The 17,227-nt window shown below is 70.7% G+C and carries 14 protein-coding genes; 7 read left to right on the top strand and 7 right to left on the bottom strand.

Annotated features, from left to right (window positions below; all coding sequences use genetic code 11):
- Positions 1 to 6: 6 nt before the first annotated feature.
- The 4 genes from fliF to AAHG09_RS03235 form a co-directional block, all read right to left on the bottom strand.
- Complete coding sequence (gene fliF, locus AAHG09_RS03250; protein ID WP_342105324.1) at positions 7 to 1,638, bottom strand: flagellar basal-body MS-ring/collar protein FliF; 1,632 nt, start codon at positions 1,636 to 1,638, stop codon at positions 7 to 9.
- 218 nt (positions 1,639 to 1,856) lie between these two features.
- Positions 1,857 to 2,132 (bottom strand): CtrA inhibitor SciP, encoded by a 276-nt coding sequence (sciP, locus tag AAHG09_RS03245; RefSeq protein WP_007569077.1) that lies wholly within the window; start codon positions 2,130 to 2,132, stop codon positions 1,857 to 1,859.
- A gap of 91 nt (positions 2,133 to 2,223) precedes the next feature.
- Positions 2,224 to 2,907 (bottom strand): flagellar hook assembly protein FlgD, encoded by a 684-nt coding sequence (locus AAHG09_RS03240; RefSeq protein ID WP_342105323.1) that lies wholly within the window; start codon positions 2,905 to 2,907, stop codon positions 2,224 to 2,226.
- A 74-nt stretch (positions 2,908 to 2,981) separates the two neighbouring features.
- A complete protein-coding gene (locus AAHG09_RS03235; RefSeq protein WP_342105322.1) occupies positions 2,982 to 4,640 on the bottom strand; it encodes a flagellar hook-length control protein FliK in 1,659 nt (552 codons plus the stop codon).
- A 250-nt stretch (positions 4,641 to 4,890) separates the two neighbouring features.
- Between AAHG09_RS03235 and mnmA the strand changes: the two genes are divergently transcribed.
- The 4 genes from mnmA to AAHG09_RS03215 all read left to right on the top strand — a co-directional run bounded on the left by mnmA (position 4,891) and on the right by AAHG09_RS03215 (position 9,325).
- On the top strand, positions 4,891 to 6,045 hold the full coding sequence (mnmA, locus tag AAHG09_RS03230) for a tRNA 2-thiouridine(34) synthase MnmA (RefSeq protein ID WP_342105321.1): 1,155 nt from the start codon (positions 4,891 to 4,893) through the stop codon (positions 6,043 to 6,045).
- A gap of 25 nt (positions 6,046 to 6,070) precedes the next feature.
- Positions 6,071 to 6,724: a class I SAM-dependent methyltransferase gene (locus AAHG09_RS03225; RefSeq protein WP_160533634.1), complete on the top strand. Its 654-nt coding sequence runs from the start codon at positions 6,071 to 6,073 to the stop codon at positions 6,722 to 6,724.
- Positions 6,721 to 7,509, top strand: a complete 789-nt coding sequence (locus tag AAHG09_RS03220; protein ID WP_342105319.1) for a TVP38/TMEM64 family protein — start codon at positions 6,721 to 6,723, stop codon at positions 7,507 to 7,509. Before AAHG09_RS03225 ends, AAHG09_RS03220 begins: the two co-directional genes overlap by 4 nt.
- A 361-nt stretch (positions 7,510 to 7,870) precedes the next feature.
- Positions 7,871 to 9,325 carry a sensor histidine kinase gene (locus tag AAHG09_RS03215; RefSeq protein WP_342105318.1) on the top strand — a complete coding sequence of 485 codons (1,455 nt, stop codon included), beginning with the start codon at positions 7,871 to 7,873 and terminating at the stop codon, positions 9,323 to 9,325.
- 259 nt (positions 9,326 to 9,584) lie between these two features.
- On the opposite strand, the gene bioB is transcribed toward AAHG09_RS03215, so the two are convergent.
- Together bioB and AAHG09_RS03205 are read right to left on the bottom strand one after the other, a co-directional pair.
- Positions 9,585 to 10,580 (bottom strand): biotin synthase BioB, encoded by a 996-nt coding sequence (gene bioB, locus AAHG09_RS03210; protein WP_342105317.1) that lies wholly within the window; start codon positions 10,578 to 10,580, stop codon positions 9,585 to 9,587.
- Positions 10,581 to 10,646: 66 nt separating this feature from the next.
- On the bottom strand, positions 10,647 to 11,531 hold the full coding sequence (locus AAHG09_RS03205; protein ID WP_342105316.1) for a fumarylacetoacetate hydrolase family protein: 885 nt from the start codon (positions 11,529 to 11,531) through the stop codon (positions 10,647 to 10,649).
- A gap of 412 nt (positions 11,532 to 11,943) precedes the next feature.
- Between AAHG09_RS03205 and AAHG09_RS03200 the strand changes: the two genes are divergently transcribed.
- Positions 11,944 to 13,257 (top strand): OmpP1/FadL family transporter, encoded by a 1,314-nt coding sequence (locus tag AAHG09_RS03200; protein ID WP_342105315.1) that lies wholly within the window; start codon positions 11,944 to 11,946, stop codon positions 13,255 to 13,257.
- Between the two features lie 181 nt (positions 13,258 to 13,438).
- On the opposite strand, the gene AAHG09_RS03195 is transcribed toward AAHG09_RS03200, so the two are convergent.
- Complete coding sequence (locus AAHG09_RS03195) at positions 13,439 to 15,220, bottom strand: PHA/PHB synthase family protein (RefSeq protein ID WP_342105472.1); 1,782 nt, start codon at positions 15,218 to 15,220, stop codon at positions 13,439 to 13,441.
- Positions 15,221 to 15,438: 218 nt separating this feature from the next.
- On the opposite strand from AAHG09_RS03195, the gene AAHG09_RS03190 reads away from it, so the two are divergent.
- Together AAHG09_RS03190 and AAHG09_RS03185 are read left to right on the top strand one after the other, a co-directional pair.
- Positions 15,439 to 15,840 carry a hypothetical protein gene (locus AAHG09_RS03190; RefSeq protein WP_342105314.1) on the top strand — a complete coding sequence of 134 codons (402 nt, stop codon included), beginning with the start codon at positions 15,439 to 15,441 and terminating at the stop codon, positions 15,838 to 15,840.
- Positions 15,841 to 15,949: 109 nt separating this feature from the next.
- Positions 15,950 to 17,167 carry an LL-diaminopimelate aminotransferase gene (locus AAHG09_RS03185; protein WP_342105313.1) on the top strand — a complete coding sequence of 406 codons (1,218 nt, stop codon included), beginning with the start codon at positions 15,950 to 15,952 and terminating at the stop codon, positions 17,165 to 17,167.
- Positions 17,168 to 17,227 lie beyond the last annotated feature (60 nt).

Here is a 17,227-nt window from a genome sequence, read left to right as displayed (position 1 = left end):
TACGCGTCACTCTTCCTGGATCCAGCCGCGCAGCACCTCGACGGTCTCGGCGGGGCTCGCCCGGACCATGTCGACGACGCGCTGGACGGTCTCGGCCTGGACCTGACCGTTGATCTTGGCGAATTCCATCAGCCGGGCGGTCGGGTTGTCGCGCTCGATGACCGTGACGGTCCCGGCGGGGCCCGCCACGGCAGCCGCGTCGCCCGCGATCCCCATCCCGGGCGCGGCGAGCGACGGCGGGGCCGGCACGGGCGCGAGGACCTGCTTGACCAGCGGACGCACCACGGTGAGCAGGACGATCAGGGTGAGGAGCGCCAGCACGGCGAGCTCGGCCATGCGCAGCACGTCCTCCTTGGTGGGGGCGAGCAGCGACTGGATCAGCGTCGGCTCGGCGAATTGCGGCAGGCTCGGCGCCTCGGCGAAGCGCAGGTTGACGACCTCGATCTGGTCGCCGCGGGCCTTGTCGAAGCCGACCGCGCTGCGCACCAGGGCGGTGATCCGCTCCAGCTCGGCGGGCGGGCGGGGGCTGTAGGTCTGCTTGCCGTCGGGCGCCGTCGCGTAGACCCCGTCGACCACCACGGCGACCGACAGGCGCTTGACCCGGCCGCCCTCGGCCACCTCGGTCTTGGTCACCCGGGAGATCTCGTAATTCGTGGTCTCCTCGTTCTTGTTGGTCGCGTCCTTCGGGGCGGGCGCCTTGTCGGTGGCGTTGGCGCCGGGCAATTCGTTGCCGACGCTGACCTGCCCGTCGGCGTTGCTGGTCTGCGAGGATTCGGTCCGGGTCTGGGCCGAGCGGACGACCCGGCTTTCGGGGTCGAAGGTCTCGGACCGGCTCTCGATCCGGTTGAGGTCGAGTTCGGCGTTAACCTGCACCCGCGCCCGGCCCGGCCCGACGATGCCGGCGACCACGTCCTCGATCTGGCCGCGCAGGCGCCGCTCCAGGGCGACCTGCCGGTCCTCGAAGCCGGCGGCGGCGTCAGCCTCCGCGTCCCGGGCGCCGTCGGCGAGCAGCCGGCCGCGCTCGTCGACGATCGAGACCCGCTCGGGCTTGAGGCCCTCCACCGCGGAGGCCACGAGGTGGCGGATCGCCCGGACCTGCCCGGCATCGAGGTCGCCCATCAGCTTCAGCACGATGGCGGCGCTCGGGTTCTCCCGGTCGCGCTCGAACAGGCGCCGCTCCGGCAGGACGAGGTGGACGCGTGCCGCCTGGACCCGGCCGATCGCCCGGATCGAGCGGGCGAGCTCGCCCTCCAGGGCGCGCAGGTGGTTCACGTTCTGCACGAAGTTGGTGGACGAGAACGCGTCGCCCTTGTCGAAGATCTCGTAGCCGACGCCGCCCTGGGTCGGCAGCCCCTTGCCGGCGAGGTCCATGCGCAGCTTGGCGAGGTCGGCCCGGGGCGCCAGGATCGTCTGGCCCGCCTCGCCCCGCGTCTCGTAGCGGATGCCGCGGCTGTCGAGGTCGCGGACGACCGAGGCCGAATCCTGCATCGACAGGTCCGAGAACAGCACGCCCATGTCGGGGCGCGAGACCCGCAGGATGATGAAGGCGAAGAAGCCGATGAGCGTCAGCGTCACCGCCGCCATGGCGGCGATCCGGGCCGGTCCGAGCTTCGTGACGAGATCGAGGACCGGCTTCACGGGCGGATTCGCTGCACTCTGAACGCGATGCGGGCCCCAGCGGCTCGCCCGGCAGAATTTGCCCAGGACGTGGTTAGCGGGGCGTTAATGCCGGGCCTCGCTCGGTGCGAGGGGCTCCGAAACGCAGCGAAGCCGCGCCCGGATCTGGGACGCGGCTTCGCTGGACTTGCCTGTCGGCCGGCATGGGAGGGGATCCCCATTCCCGGCGCTGCCGCGGCTCAGTGCCGGTAGTGCTGGATCCGCGTGGTGCGCAGCCCGGCGAGGCCGTGCTGGTCGATCGAGAACTGCCAGCTCAGGAATTCCTCGGTGGTCAGGGTGTAGCGCTTGCAGGCCTCCTCCAGGCTCAGGAGACCGCCGCGCACCGCGGCCACCACTTCGGCCTTGCGCCGGATCACCCAGCGGCGCGTGCTCGGGGGCGGCAGGTCCGCGATGGTCAGGGGACTGCCGTCGGGCCCGATCACGTACTTTACTCTCGGGCGGCTAGGTTCGGTCATGATACGCTCTACACTCGACTGACCTGTCGAGCCTTCAAGGTACTTGCGCCCGCTTAAGAGATGTTGAAGCGAGTCACTCGGATGTGATTCGTTAAGCGCCACTTGTGGACAACCCGATGGTCTGCACGCTGGACAGCGGCACTTTCTGCTGACCGATCATCAGGACCAGCGAAGAACCGCTGAGATCGACCTCATCGACCGTGCCCGACAGGCTGGTATCGACCGCGACGTTGGACCCGGTGGCATCCGTGGCCGAGACCTTGATCGAATAGGCACCGTCGGGCGCGCTCAGCCCGGCCGAGGTCTTGCCGTTCCACGTGTAGGTCTGGGCTCCGGCGGCGAGGGAGGTGGTCTGGGTCGCCACCACGTTGCTCTTGGAGTCGAGGATCGTGATCACCGCCTTGGAGGCGGCCCGGGCCGGCGTCAGCGTCCAGGCGGCCGAGCCGCCGGAGAGCTGCGAGGACGATCCGCTCGCCGTGACGGTCTTGCCGATGTAGCTGGTCGCCGTGGCCGAACTCGCCGATTGCGAGGCGGTCAGGATGCTGTCGAGGCGGTCGTTGGTCTTGAGCTGCTGCTCGACGCCGGCGAACTGCACGAGCTGCTGCGTGAACTGGTTGGTGTCCATCGGGTCGAGGGGATTCTGGTTCTTGAGCTGCGTGGTGAGCAGCGTCAGGAACTGCGTGAAGTTGCTGGCGATCTCGGTGGCGTTCCCGCTGCTCGAGGCCGTGCCGGCGGTGGAGGCCGTGCTGGCGAGGCTCGATATGCCGCTGGTCATGCTGGTCTCTCCCGTGCCGCGCCCGGGCGCGGGCGCACGATGGTTGCGTGTCGTCCGGCGAAGGGCCGCCGCGCCTAGATCCGGATGTCGAGGCCGCCGTATCCGCGCAGCCATCGGGTCGGGGCGATGTCCTGTGGGGCCTCGGCCTGATCCCGGGTTCGGCCGGCGGCGCCACCCTGGGGAGACCCGCCCGGCTGGCCGTTGCCGCCGCCGGTCTGCGCGCTGCCGTCGCCGCGCAGCGACAGATTCAGGCCGCCGGCCGAGGGATCGAGGCCGGCCTGCATCAGGGCCTGCTGCAACTGGTTCGCGTCGCGCTGGAGCATCGCCAGGGTCTCGGGCCGGTCGACCACGAGGTGCGTCGTGACCGTCCCGCGGGCCTTGTCGATCTCGAGTTTGACGTCGACCCGCCCGAGTTCGACGGGGTCGAGCCGGATCTGGAAGGCGTTCGATCCGTTCAGCGAGCGCAGGCCGATCGCCATCGGCACCTGTCCGATCGGGATCGGCGGATCCGTCTGGGCGGTCGCCGCCGTCTGTGCGGGTACGGCCTGCGCGGCGCTGGCGGTTCCGGTGGAGGCCGTCGACGCCATCGGCGTTCCGCCTGGATTGGCGAGGCCCGCCCCCTGCGGCGCAGGCCCGGCCGCTGCGGGGGCCGCGGGGCCGGCGGCCTGCCCGGCATCGGCCAGGGCCGCGAGGAAATCCGCGCCGGGGCCGGTCGCGGGCGCCGCCGGGTCGCCCGCGCCGGTCTGCACGGCCGCGACCGGGCTGGCGCCGGGACTGGCCGGCTCGGATCGTGCCGCGCCGGCCGAGGCCTTCGCGCCGAGGGCTGCACCGGAAATCCCCGCGATCTCCGAACCCTGTGCCGGGTCGGCCGAGGCCGTGACTGCGGGCATCGGCCCCGATGCGGCAGCGGATCCGGACAGGGTGGTCCCGGCGCCGGCCGGGGGGGGGGCGCCCGTGATGCCCCCGGGGCCGGCCGTCTCCGTGTCCGGCGGCGGATCCTCACCCTTGGTGGGGGCGACCCGGGCCGGGGCGCCACCCGACAGCGCGGCGAGCAGGCTCAGCAGCGTGGCGGCGGGATCGGGCTGCGCTGCTTGTGCCGGCACATTGACCTGGGCTGCCGGCGCCGCGGGTTCGGCCTGAATGGGGGCGTCCGCGTCCGGTGCGTCGGCTGCCGGATCCTGTGCGGTCGTGCCCGCTTTCGCCGCCTTCGACGCGTCGGGCTTGTCGGGCGCTGACGACGGCGTCTGCTCCGGCAACGCGGCCGAAGCCTCCCGGGCCGGATCGGAGGTGGCCCGCGGTTCCGCGGCGCGTGGGGCGGTTGGCTGTCCGGGCGCCTGCCCGGATGCCTGGTTGGATGCCTGCCCGGATGCCTGGGCGGTTCCAGCCGTCGCCGTGCTTCGCGGCTGGACCGTGGCCGAACGCCTGTCGGCAGCCCGGGCCTCGGCCTGCGCGGCCGTCTCCCGGTCCCGCTCGGAGGCTGTCCGCGAGGCATCGGCCTGCGTGCGCTGCGTCGCCTGCCGCGTCCGCGTCGCGTCGGCGGCGTCGCGCTGGCTGGACGCACGGGCCTGCGCGGACGCGGCGTCGTCCTGGGTCCGGGCAGCGGCGAGGGCCGCGCCGAACCGGTCCTGCGCGGAGGTGCCGGACCGCGCGGCGATCCCCGCCGATTCCCAGCTCGTCCGCGCGGAGGGAATCCACGCGGTCACGTCCAGCCGATCCGTCGCACCGCTCGCCATTCCGGACTCTCCTCGGAGGCGGTGTAGCAAGGCGCACGCCAACGCGGCTTTGCGCCAAGCATCTGAAAAGGCTCGGGTTTATCTTCGGCCTGCCCGCGGCCCTGCGGTCGAAGCTGCCGCCTGCCCGGCAGGATCTGCCGGGCCGCTGCACCCCTGCGGGCCCTTCACCCTGGAAAGCTGGCCGGACTCCCGCTATAGACGCCCCGTGCAGCCGGGACGCTTCCGGGCAGGCGGCTGCGGATCCTCGTTGATGAACGCCCTCGATCTCCCCAAAGCCCCCCACGAGACGCGCGTCGTCGTCGCCATGTCGGGCGGCGTCGATTCCTCCGTGGTCGCCGGGCTCCTGAAGCGCCAGGGCTTCGACGTGGTCGGCGTCACGCTCCAGCTCTACGACCATGGCGCTGCGAGCCACCGCAAGGGCGCCTGCTGCGCCGGCCAGGACATCAACGACGCGCGGGCGGCGGCCGAGCATCTCGGCATCCCGCACTACGTCCTCGACTATGAGGACCGGTTCCGCGACGCGGTGATCGAAAAGTTCGCCGAGAGCTATCTCGCGGGCGAGACGCCGATCCCCTGCGTCGAGTGCAACCGCACGGTGAAGTTCCGCGACCTCCTGGGCCTCGCCCGGGACCTGAACGCGGACGCGCTCGCCACCGGCCATTACGTGGCGAGCCGCGCCCTGCCGGGCGGCGGGCGGGCGCTGCACCGCGCCCTCGATCCCGCCCGGGACCAGAGCTATTTTCTGTACGCCACCACGGCCGAGCAGCTCTCTTTCCTGCGCTTCCCGCTCGGCGAGATGGAGAAGACCGAGACCCGGGCTCTGGCCAAGGACCTCGGCCTGTCGCTCGCCGAGAAGCCGGATAGCCAGGACATCTGCTTCGTCCCCCAGGGCCGCTACAGCGACGTGATCGCGCGCCTGCGCCCGGACGCCGCCCGCCCGGGCGAGATCGTCGACCTCGCGGGCCACGTGGTCGGGCGGCACGAGGGCATCGTGCATTACACGGTCGGCCAGCGCCGGGGCCTCGGCCTGTCGGGGCCGGAGCCGCTCTACGTGGTGCGGCTGGAGCCCGATTCCGCCCGCGTGGTGGTCGGCCCGCGCACGGCACTCGCCACCACCCGCATCCGCCTCTCCGAGCTGAACTGGCTCGGCGAGGGACCGGCCGAATCCGTGCGCGACCTGCCCGTGGCGGTGCGCGTCCGCTCGACCCGGCCGCCGCGCCCGGCGACCCTCACGGTCGGGGCGGACGGCGCCGCCGAGGTGGTGCTCGCCGAGCCCGAGGACGGCGTGTCGCCGGGTCAGGCCTGCGCGATCTACGCGGATGACGGCCCCCGGGCCCGGGTGCTCGGCGGCGGCACCATCCGGCGCGTCGATGCGTTGTCGGCCCGGCCCCGCGAGGCCGCCTGATCTCAACCTCTGGAATTGACGAACGATGCTGAGCGAGCCGCAGACGGCCGGGCCGAGCACGGCCCTGATGCGCAAGGCCTATGCGCGCTGGGCCCCCGTCTACGACGTGGTCTACGACAAGCTGACCGAGCCCGCCGCCCGCGCCGCCGTCGAGGCGGCCGCCGAGCACGGGCCGCGGATCCTGGAGGCCGGCGTCGGCACCGGACTGGCGCTCGGCTACTACCCGAAGGCGAGCTTCGTCTGCGGGGTCGACCTCTCGGAGGACATGCTGAAGCGCGCCCGCGCCAAGGTCCGGCGCCGGAACCTGTCCCACGTGAAGGGCCTCCAGGTGATGGATGTCTGCCACCTGGGCTATGCCGATGCGAGCTTCGACGCCGTGGTGGCGCAGTTCCTGATCACCCTGGTGCCCGATCCCGAGGCCGCGATGTCGGAGTTCCTGCGGGTGGTGCGCCCCGGCGGCGGCATCGTGCTGGCCAACCATTTCGGCCAGAGCGAGGGGCCGGTCGCCCGGGTCGAGGAGATCGTGGCGCCGCTCTGCACCAAGATCGGCTGGTCCTCGGACTTCAAGGCGACGCGGATCGAAGCCTGGGCCCGGCGCAACGGCGTCGAGGTGATCGGGCTGAAGCCGACCTTCCCGGGCGGGTTCTTCAAGATCCTGCGGATGCGCAAGCCCGGGTGAGCGAGGCCCTGCCCGTCGCCGCGGGGCCCCGCGAGGGCCGCTGGAAGCGCGTCCGGCGCTGGCTGCCGCTCGTGCTGCTCCTCGGCATCTCGGGCGTCGTCCTCGTCTCGGGCGCGGCGCAGCTCCTGAGTCTCGACCGTTTGCTCGCCTCCCGGGCGTGGCTGCGGGGCTATGTCGAGGCCGATTACGCCCGGGCGCTGGTCTCGGCCTACTGCCTCTATGTCGGGGCCGTGGTGGTGTCGGTACCGGCCACGCTGATCCTGACCATGATCTGCGGCTTCCTGTTCGGGATCGTGCCGGGGGCGCTCACGGCGCTCTGCGCCGCCACCACGGGGGCGGCGATCGTGTTCGCGATCGGCCGCGGCCCCGGCGCCGACCTGCTCCGCCGGATGGGCGGCACCCGCCTCGCGGCCCTCGCTGAGGGGTTTCGCCGGGATGCCTTCGGCTACATCGCGGTGCTGCGTCTGCTGCCGCTGTTTCCGTTCTGGATGACCAACCTCGCCCCCGCCGCGTTCGGGGTGAAGATGCGGGTCTTCGTGCTCGCGACCTTCCTCGGGCTCCTACCCGGCGCCTTCGTGTACGCCACCACGGGGGCGGGGATCGAGGATGTGGTCGCCGCCCACGAGGCTGCCCGCTCGGCCTGCTTGGCCGGGGCCGGGGCCGAGTGCGACCGGGCCCTCACTCTGCGCGATCTCGTGACGCCCAGGATGGTGGCGGGGCTCGTGATGCTGGCGGTCTTCGCCCTGATCAGCATGCTCCTGAGCCGGCGCGCCCGACGCCGCTGAAGCGGAAACCGATTCGGCGCGCGAGCGCCTGTCGGACCAAGGGCTTGGCGCCCTCCCAGAGTGCCGGGCCGCTGAACCGTACCTCTGGAACGCGTCAGGACAGAGTTTTGAAGCGGCCGGATTGCAACGCGATGAGACGACCGCGCGAAGACACACGGCGGATTCTCAACCGCGATTCCGGTGATGAGGGGGTACATGCAACCGCTGGCCGGCCACGCCATTATAGTGCTCACGGCCAAGACGCTGTATTGCCTGCAAAACTGTGGCTGGTGATCATGTCCCCCGCGACGGCCGGAACCGGCTCGAGCAACATCCCCCCTGCCGATCCGCATCCGCGACCCCTGCGCGGAGCGTGACCGGTATGGCGCTCGACTCCGACACCGCCGTTGCGGCGTCCACCCTGCCCATGGCGGCACCGGCCCGCGACGGACCCGACCGGCGCTGGATGCGCCTGGGCCTGTCCGGGCGGCTGTTCCTCGTCACCGTGGCCTTCGTGGTGGTGGCCGAGGTGCTGACCTACGTGCCGGCGGTCGCCAATTACCGGATCGAATGGATGTCTGACCGGCTGGCGGCCGCGCAGGTCGCCGCCCTGGTCCTCGACGGCCGGACGGGCGAGCCGGTCTCCGAGGCTCTGGAGAGCCGGCTGCTCGCCGGCGTCAACGCCCGGGCCATCGCGGTGCGCGGCGGCGGCACGCAGCGCCTGCTCGCCATCGAGTCGGTACCGGAACGGGTTGCCGACACCGTCGATCTGCGCGACGTCACGGCCTTCTCGGCGATCCGCGGTGCGTGGCGCACCCTGGTGGCCCCGACCCGGGAACCGATCCGCGTGATCGGGGAGGGCGGCGGCGGCTTCGACCGGGTCGAGATCCTGCTCGACGAGGCGCCGCTGCGGTCCGCCATGGTGGATTATGCGCTGCGCCTGCTGGTCTCCTCGTTGATCATCGCGGCCTCGGCGGCGGGGCTGGTGTTCGTGGTGCTGCAGGTCCTGATCGTGCGCCCGGTGCGGCGGCTGGTCACCAGCATCACGGTCTTCGCGGACGACCCGGAGGATGCTGGCCGGATCATCGCGCCGTCCCGCCGCAGCGACGAGATCGGGCAGGCCGAGCTCGCCCTCGGGCGGATGCAGCGCAGCCTCGCCGATCAGCTCCGCCAGAAGCGGCGCCTGGCCGAACTGGGGCTCGCGGTCAGCAAGATCAGCCACGAACTGCGCAACCTCCTCACGGGCGCGCAGCTGCTCGGCGACCGTCTCGAGGGCACCGCCGATCCGACGGTCCAGCGCGTCGCGCCCCGGCTCGTGGGCACGCTCGCCCGGGCGATCCGGTTCTGTGAGGCGACGCTGGCCTATGGCCGGGTGACCGAACGGGCGCCGCGCCTCGTCAGGACGCCGCTGGCGCCGATCTTCGCCGAGCTTCCGGACCTCGCTGCGCTCTCGGCGCATCCCGTCGCCGTCCAGGTGGTGCCGGGCGGATACGCCGTGCAGGCCGATCCGGAGCAGCTCGGCCGGGCGTTCGCCAACCTCGTGCGCAACGCCGTGCAGGCCCTGGACGGGGCCAAGGTCGCGGACGCCGCGGTGCGGATCGCGGCCACCCGCGAGGAGCCCGGCCGGGTGACGATCCTGATCGCCGACAACGGCCCCGGCCTGCCGGCGCGCGCCCGGGAAAACCTGTTCGCGCCGTTCGCGGGCTCGACGCGGTCCGGCGGTACCGGGCTCGGCCTGCCGATCGCCGCCGAGCTGATCGCGATCAACGGCGGGACCCTGACCCTCGACGAAGGCGAGGGCGGCGCGCGCTTCCGGATCGTGCTGGCGGAAGGGTGAGGGCCAGTCTGCTCTCAAGTGCCGGGTGCATGACGCGCGCCCCATTCCCGGACAGGCGGAGCGTCAGCGGAACCTGATCCGGGACCCAGCGCGACCGGCGCCGCGTCGCGGCATCGAAAATCGACGCTTCGCGACGTCTCGTGCTGGATCCCGGGTCGCATTCCGCTGACGCTGCATGCGCCCGGGAAAAGGGTCGAGCCGACAGGCCCGACCCGCTATCGCGACCTCAGCCTCGCACCGCAACGCGTCGGCCGAGAACCTACTCCGCCGCGGCCAGAACCGGCTCGGCGACGCGGATGCCGAGATCGGCCAGCAGGACCGCGTCCGCATCCGCCTCGGCATTGGCGGTCGTGAGCAGCACCGCGCCGTAGAAGATCGAGTTCGCCCCGGCCAGGAAGCACAGGGCCTGGGCCTCCCGGCTGAGCGCCCGCCGGCCCGCGCTGAGCCGGACCCGGGCCCGGGGCATCACGATCCGGGCGGTGGCGCACATGCGCACCATGTCGAACGGATCGATCGCCTCGGCTTTGTCGCCCAGCGGCGTGCCGGCGACCGCCGCGAGCGCATTGATCGGCACGCTTTCCGGATGCGGCGCGTGGTTGGCCAGCACCTGCAGCATCGCCACGCGGTCGCTTGCCGCCTCGCCCAGGCCGATGATGCCGCCGCAGCACACGCCGATCCCCGCCGCGCGCACCCGCTCCAGCGTGGTCAGGCGATCCTCGTAGGTCCGGGTCGACACGATCTTGTCGTAGTAGTCCGGGCCGGTATCGAGGTTGTGGTTGTAGGCCGTCAGCCCGGCCTCCGCGAGACGCTCGGCCTGGCTCGCCGTCAGCATGCCGAGGGTCACGCAGGCCTCCATGCCGAGGCCGCGCACCCCGCGCACCATGGCGAGCACGGAATCGAAGTCCGGCCCGTCCTTGGGGCTGCGCCACGCGGCGCCCATGCAGAACCGGGTCGCGCCCGAGGCCTTGGCGGCCGCGGCCTCGGCCAGCACCGTCTCCACCGGCATCAGCCGCTGGCGGGCGAGGCCCGTCTCCTTGTGGTGGGCCGATTGCGAGCAGTAGCCGCAATCCTCCGGGCAGCCGCCGGTCTTGATCGACAGCAGGCTCGCCCGCTGGACATCGGCCGGGTCGTTGTGCGCCCGATGCACGGTCGCGGCCCGATGCACGAGGTCGAGCAACGGCATGTCGTGGATCGCCTGGATCTCCGCCACGGTCCAGTCGTGGCGGATGTCGTGCAGGTCGGCGGCTTGGCTCATGGTCCCCATGGTCCCTTTGAGTGGGATCGGCGCGGAAAAATCAAGCACCCCAATCCGGCATCCCGCTCAGTCGGTGGGCTCGCCCGCCGAGACCTTGGCGGTCCAGTCGTCGAACGCGATCACCTTCTGGCGCTGCTCGCCCAGGCGCTCGATGCGCAGCACCATCTCGTCGCCGGCCTTCAGATAGCGCGGTGGCTTCATGCCGAGGCCGACGCCGGGGGGCGTGCCGGTGGTGATCACGTCGCCGGGCTCCAGCAGCATGAAGTGGGACGTGTAGGCCACGAGCTGGGGCACGTCGAAGATCATCGTGGCGGTGGAGCCGGTCTGGCGGCGCTCGCCGTTCACGTCGAGGCTCATGGCGAGGTTCTTGAGGTCGGGGACCTCGTCCAGCGTCACCAGCCAGGGGCCCAGGGGGCCGAAGGTCGGTGCGCTCTTGCCCTTGGTCCAGGTCGGGCCCCGGTTCATCTGCCAGTCCCGTTCCGAGACGTCGTTGCAGATGCAGGCCCCCGCCACGTAGCTCAGCGCCTCGTTGGCGTGGACGTAGCTGGCGCGCCGGCCGATCACCACGGCGAGTTCCACCTCCCAGTCCGTGCAGGATGAGCCCTTGGGGAGAATGACCGTGTCGTTCGGCCCGCACAGGCTCGACGGCGCCTTGTTGAAGATGATCGGCTCCGCGGGGATCGGCGAGCCGGTCTCGGCCGCGTGGTCGGCGAAGTTGAGGCCGATCGCCACCACGTTGCGGGTGCCGCCCACGCAGGGGCCGAGCCGCACGTCCTGGGGCAGCTTCGGCAGGCTCTCGGGATCGAGCGCGCGCAGCCGCGCCAGCGATTCGGGCGCCAGCGCCGGGCCGGCGATGTCGCGCACGACGCCCGAGAGATCGCGCAGTCCGCCCTGCGCGTCCACGAGGCCAGGCTTCTCGTCACCGCTCGGGCCGTGCCGGAAGAGCTTCATCGCCGCGCTCCTAAATCCTACCCTGAAACCGATCTTCGCCGGTCGCCCGGACCATGGCCGGGCGTCGGCCGCGGCGCAAGCACGGCCGTCCGACGACGGCGGGGATGGTGTCGCACCGGCGCAACAGAGTGGCGACAAAGTGCGTGTCGGATTCAAGCAGGATTTATTGTTCTTGATCCCGGATGCCGGGTGGAATGCAGGCACCGGCTTGCGAACATCTGTACTGCGTGAGCATTCAGGTGTGCCGTGAGGCGCGTTCAGCTGATTTTGCTGTACCTTGTCTTGCCTGCGCAGATGCCGAATGTCGTTGCGATCTGACCGTCAAAACCTGCACCATGCACCGAACGGCGCCGGATAACGGCTCTCGAATAATCGACGGCGTCGGATGGGTCGGAAGGGCTTGGGGAACACGATGAGCGGGACGATGCGCGCGGCGATGCTCGCGGCGACAGCGATGGTGCTCGGCGCCGGCGCGGCGCATGCGGGCGCGTTTGCCATCCGGGAGCAGAGCACGCAGGCGCAGGGTCTGGCGTTTGCCGGTGCGGCGGCCGGCTCGGGCGGCGTGTCCTCGATCTTCTGGAACCCCGCCACCATCACCATGAACCCCGGCTTCGTCGCCGAGCAGAACTTCACCTTCGTCGGCCTGTCGTCCACCATCCGGCCGGATGTCGGCACGAACCCCGGCTTCGCCCGGCTGGGCGGGTCCGGCGATATCGGTCAGGGCGCCGTCGTGCCGGCCGGCGCCACCTCCTACCAGATCAACGACCGCCTCTGGCTCGGCCTCGCGACCGGCGCGCCGTTCGGCCTCGTGACCAAGCCCCGGCAGGTCTGGGCCGGCGAGGTCTACGCGCGTTCGTCCCGGATCTTCTCCCTGGCGATCAACCCGGTGATCGGCTTCAAGGTCAACGAGTGGCTCTCGGTCGCGGCCGGTCCGAACATCGAGTATTTCCGCCTGACCCTGCGGCAGGCGCTGCCGATCCCCGGCATCCAGCCGACCGTCTACCCGAGCTCCTTCCTCAAGGGCGAGTCCTGGGGCGCAGGCTTCACGGCCGGCGCCACGATCACGCCGCGCGACGGGACCGTGCTGGGCATCGGCTACCGCTCCTCCGTGCATCACGACATCGATGGGTCGATCGGCGTGCCGCTGCTGGCGCTCGCGCCGCTCGCGGGCCAGGTCCGCTCGAAGCTCAACACCCCCGACAAGCTCAGCGTCGGCCTGACCCAGGCGCTCTCGCCGGTGGCCCGGGTGGATCTCGGCTTCGAGTGGGACAACTGGTCGAGGCTCGGCACGGTCGGCATCGTGTCGAAGACGCTGGGCGTGCCGGTCAATTTCCTGCCACTCAACTACAAGGACGGCTATACGTATTCGATCGGCGCCGAGTACGACGCGTCGCCGAACCTGACCCTGCGCACCGGTTTCGCCTACGAGACCTCGCCGATCGACTTCTCCAACCGCTCGGCGCGCCTGCCGGACGGCGACCGCTACAACGTCTCGGTGGGTGCGAGCTACCGGTGGAGCCAGGCGCTGACGCTGAACGTGGCCTATTCACACTTCTTCCTGAACCGCTCGCGGATCCTTTCCGGCATCGGTCGCGACTACAACGTCGGCAACATTGCCTTCGCGGGCGTGGTCGATTCGAGCGCCGATCTCGTCTCGGTCGGCTTCCGCTACGTATTCGGCGCCCCGCCGCCCCCGGCCCCGGCGCCGCTGGTGCGGAAGTACTGACAGTCCGTACGAGTCGGACGCTTCGCTGCCGCCGTCTTCGCAAGCACAGCGAGGTGGACCCTGGGGCTGGCCGCGCTGACCGGTGTGGCGCGGCCCTGGGGCAGTTCGCGCCGTTCGTGATGTCGGGGTGTCCCCGTGATCGCTCCGGTCGATCACAGCCCCTTCCGGTGCGGATCGGCCCTCAGGCGCGCATCCGCACATAGGTCCCGGGTGCCGGCCCAAGCGACTGCAACGTGTCGCCGCCGGGCTTCCGCGCCGGGACCCGCTCGGGCGCCTGCGCCTCGATCCACTGGAACCAGTAGGGCCACCACGAGCCCTTGGTCTCCACGGCCGCCGCGATCCAGGATTCGAGTGTTCCCTTCACCGGGCCGCCGGTCCAGTAGCCGTATTTCGGCTTGGACGGCGGGTTGATCACCCCCGCGATGTGGCCCGAGCCCGCCAGCACGAAATCGACCTTGCCGCCGAACGCCTTCGAGCCCTCGAACACGGAGAGCGCCGGGGCGATGTGGTCCTCGCGGGTGGCGAGGTTGAAGATCGGAATCTGCACCTTCTTCAGATCGAGCCGGACGTTGCCCAGCACCATCCGGCTCTGCGCCAGCGTATTGTTGAGGTAGCAGTTGCGCAGGTAGAAGGAATGGTTCGCCGCCGGCATCCGGGTGGCGTCCGAATTCCAGTACAGCAGGTCGAAGGCCGTCGGTGCCTTGCCCTTGATGTAGTTGTTGACGACGTAGGGCCAGATCAGGTCGTTCGGCCGGAGCATGTTGAAGGCGTTGGCCATCCGGGACCCGTCGAGGTACCCCTGCTCGGCCATGCGCGCCTCGACCTGGCGGATCTGCTCCTCGTCGGCGAAGACCTTCAGGTCGCCCGCATGGGTGAAATCGACCTGGGTGGTGAGCAGCGTCGCGCTCTTGATCCGCCGGTTGCCGGTGGCCGCCTGCATGGCGAGCGTGACGGCGAGCAGGGTCCCGCCCACGCAATAGCCGGCCGCCGTCACGGCATTCTCGCCCGTGGCGGCGCCGATCGCGTCGATGGCGGCCTCGATCCCCTCGCGCATGTAGGACTCGAAGTCCTTCTCGGCGTGGCGCGAATCCGGGTTGACCCAGGAGATGCAGAAGACCGTCAATCCCTGATCGACCATCCACTTCAGGAAGCTCTTCTGCGGGTTGAGGTCCAGGATGTAGAACTTGTTGATCCAGGGCGGCACCATCAGGAACGGGCGGCGCAGCACCGTCTCGGTGGTGGGGGCGTACTGGATCAGCTCGATCAGGTCGTTGCGGAACACCACCTCGCCGGGGGTGACCGCCACGTTCTTGCCGACCTCGAAGCCGCTCGGATCGGTCTGGCGCACGCGCAACTGCCCGCCGCCGGCCTCCAGATCCTCCTCGTACATCTTCAGGCCGCGGACGAGATTGGCGCCATTCTCCTGCAGGGTGTGGCGGATCAGCTCCGGATTGGTCGGCAGGAAGTTCGAGGGCGAGAGCATGCTGGTGAACTGGCGCAGGTAGAACTGCGCCTTGTGGCGCGTATGCGCGTCGAGCCCCTCGGCCTCGTCGACCAGCCCCTCGGCCCAGCGGGTGGCCAGCAGGTAGGCCTGTTTGAGGAAGTCGAAATACGGATTGGTCGACCACTCGGCATGCGCGAAGCGCGCATCCCGGGGCTCGGGCTGCGCCACCGGTTCGGCCGGCTGGCCCTGCAGGCGCAGGTAGGTCGAACCCCACAGCGTCAGGAACGCCTGGGACAGCTGGGCCTGGGCCTCGGCACTCTTGTTGGGGTCGGACAGCCACGCCTCGGCCACCTTCTGGAGGACCTTGGCGGCCTCGTTCATCTCACCGCCGGGGGCGCCCTGCTGGGCGTCGGGCTGGAGCAGGCGGCCGACATTGCGGCCCATCGCCTCCACGAACTGCCCGGCATTGCGCGACAGCGCCTCGAAATCCGGCAGCGGCGCGCCGAGTCCGGCCGGCATCGCGCCGTTGGGGACCGGGTTCGAAGGGGTGGTCCGGTCCGGCGCCTGAGGGCTGGTCAAGCGTGCCTCCCTGTGTGTTGGTCCGTCGACCCGTGCGGGGGCCTCGTTTCCGACAAAATAAGGAGCGAGCGAGAGTTTTCGCCAGTGCGCCCCCGAACGCGACCGAAACATCCGGCCGATCTTCTCATGCCCACCCGTCGTCTCATGGACATGTGACTATGGATCGACCCGCTTCGAGCCCTGTCGTCTGCGTTCAACGCGCGAGCCGGCTCCCCGGCCTCATCCGCGCGGCAATTCTCGCCGGCCTCGCCGGACCGCTCGCCGCCTGCTCGGGCGATGTCGTCCGCTCACTCGCCTCCGACGCAGGATACGGGCCGCGCGTCGTTGCGGCGCCGGATTTCGTGGCCGAGTCCCGCAGCAAGGAGGCGCCGGCCTATATGCCGGTCGGCGTCGATGCGCCGAAGCGTCCGGTCCGGGCGAAATCCGTCACAGGCCAGAAGGAACTGCAGGCGGAGCTGGAGAGCGCCCGGGGCCGCAACGAGGCCCGCGGCCGCGCGGCGGCGAATGCCGGCCAGGGCGCGGCGGCCACGATCAAGCCGGCGCCAGCGCCCCCGCAATAGCCACGGTTTTGTGGGTCGGCGACGGCGCACAAGTCTGCTAAACTCGATGGTTCGCGCGACCGGCACAGATGAGAGACGCCAGCACCGGGGCGCGCCGATGGACAGGCCCATGACCGACTTTCACCGCATCAAGCGTTTGCCGCCTTACGTCTTCGAGCAGGTCAACCGGATCAAGGCCGCCGCCCGGGCGCAGGGCGCCGACATCATCGATCTCGGCATGGGCAACCCGGATCTCGACGCCCCAAAGCACGTCATCGCCAAGCTGTGCGAGACCGCCGGGCGCCCGCGCACCGACCGCTACTCGGCGTCCAAGGGCATCGCCGGGCTCCGCAAGGCCCAGGCCGGCTATTATCAGCGCCGCTTCGGCGTGAGCCTGAACCCCGATACCCAGGTCGTGGCGACGCTGGGCTCCAAGGAGGGCTTCGCCAACATGGCCCAGGCGATCACCGCCCCGGGCGATGTCGTGCTGGTGCCGAACCCGAGCTACCCGATCCACGCCTTCGGCTTCCTGATGGCGGGCGGCGTGATCCGCTCCGTGCCGGCCGAGCCGACCCCGGCGATGTTCCCGGCGCTGGAACGCGCCATGCGGCACTCGATCCCGAAGCCCGTGGCGCTCGTGGTCTGCTACCCGTCGAACCCCACCGCCTACGTGGCGAGCCTCGATTTCTACAAGGATCTCGTGGCCTTCGCGAAGCAGCACGAGTTGATCCTGCTCTCGGACCTCGCCTACGCGGAGGTCTATTTCGACGGCAACCCGCCGCCCTCCGTGCTGCAGGTGCCGGGCGCGATCGACTGCACGGTGGAGTTCACCTCGCTCTCGAAGACCTACTCGATGGCCGGCTGGCGCATGGGCTTCGCGGTGGGCAACGAGCGCCTGCTGTCGGCGCTGACCCGCGTGAAATCCTACCTCGACTACGGCGCCTTCACGCCGATCCAGGTCGCCGCCACCGCGGCCCTCAACGGTCCGGACGATTGCATCCACGAGATGCGCAGCATCTACAAGAAGCGCCGCGACGCGCTGGTGGAATCCTTCGGCAAGGCCGGTTGGACGATCCCGTCGCCCGCCGCCTCGATGTTCGCCTGGGTGCCGATCCCCGAGCGCTACCGGGAGATGGGCAGCCTGGAATTCTCGAAGCTGCTGCTGGAAAAATCCGACGTCGCGGTGGCGCCCGGGATCGGCTTCGGCGAGTTCGGCGATGAATACGTGCGCATCGCCCTCGTCGAGAACGAGCAGCGCATCCGGCAGGCCGCCCGCAACGTCCGCCGGTTCTTCGACGGCACCGACAAGACCCTGCACAACGTCGTGCCGATGGTCCGGGCCGGCTAAGGCCGACAGAGGAAGGGATGCGGCGGTTCGGGTTGCCCGAGCCGCCTCCATCGTGCAGCG

It is taken from the genome of Methylobacterium guangdongense (assembly GCF_038442355.1).
Lineage (GTDB): Bacteria > Pseudomonadota > Alphaproteobacteria > Rhizobiales > Beijerinckiaceae > Methylobacterium > Methylobacterium guangdongense.
This window is presented reverse-complemented; position numbering and strand designations above follow the sequence as displayed.